Origin of the sequence: Proteus sp. fly-1089 (genome assembly GCF_040138965.1) — a bacterium.
In the GTDB taxonomy this organism is placed as follows: Bacteria; Pseudomonadota; Gammaproteobacteria; order Enterobacterales; family Enterobacteriaceae; genus Proteus; species Proteus vulgaris_B.
In genome coordinates this window covers 1-664 of record NZ_JBEETS010000021.1, presented here as the reverse complement: position 1 = coordinate 664, position 664 = coordinate 1, and the positions used below count along the sequence as shown (strand labels likewise).

The following is a 664-nucleotide window of genomic DNA, read 5'->3' as shown; positions in this document are numbered from 1 at the left end:
TTGTGATTCATGACTGGGGTGAAGTCGTAACAAGGTAACCGTAGGGGAACCTGCGGTTGGATCACCTCCTTACCTAAGAGATACGTGTTATGTGTAGTGCTCACACAGATTGTCTGATGAAGAACGAGCAAAAGCGCGTCTGCGAAGCTGACAAGAGTCCCCTTCGTCTAGAGGCCTAGGACACCGCCCTTTCACGGCGGTAACAGGGGTTCGAATCCCCTAGGGGACGCCAATTGCGCGGTATGAGTGAAAGGCGTACCACACTATAGTCTGATGCAAGTCAGAGAATAGTTAAGATAATTTTAGCAAGTTATTTTAACTATTATGCTCTTTAACAATCTGGAACAAGCTGAAAAATTGAAAACAAATCAATATATCACCGAGGTATATTGATGAGTCTCTCAAAATCTCAAACTTTGAATGTGTGATACTCCAAGGCGAGTGTCATGAGCGAACAACAGCAATTCTAGGCGGACAGCGCGCAGTAAGCGGAGCATACTCAAGTATGTGAGCATTACGAGCACTGCCCAACAACGAATTGATGCTTGTGTAGCCATGACCTTTAAAGTCGTCTTCGAGAGAAACATCTTCGGGTTGTGAGGTTAAGCGAATAAGCGTACACGGTGGATGCCTAGGCAATCAGAGGCGATGAAGGACGTGCTAA

General features: G+C 45.9%; 1 tRNA gene and 1 rRNA gene. Both read left to right on the top strand.

Annotated features, from left to right (window positions below):
- A 16S ribosomal RNA gene (locus tag ABN080_RS18150) occupies positions 1 to 72 on the top strand; the annotation flags it as partial.
- A gap of 84 nt (positions 73 to 156) precedes the next feature.
- A tRNA-Glu gene (locus ABN080_RS18145) sits at positions 157 to 232 on the top strand.
- The last annotated feature ends 432 nt before the right edge of the window (positions 233 to 664 follow it).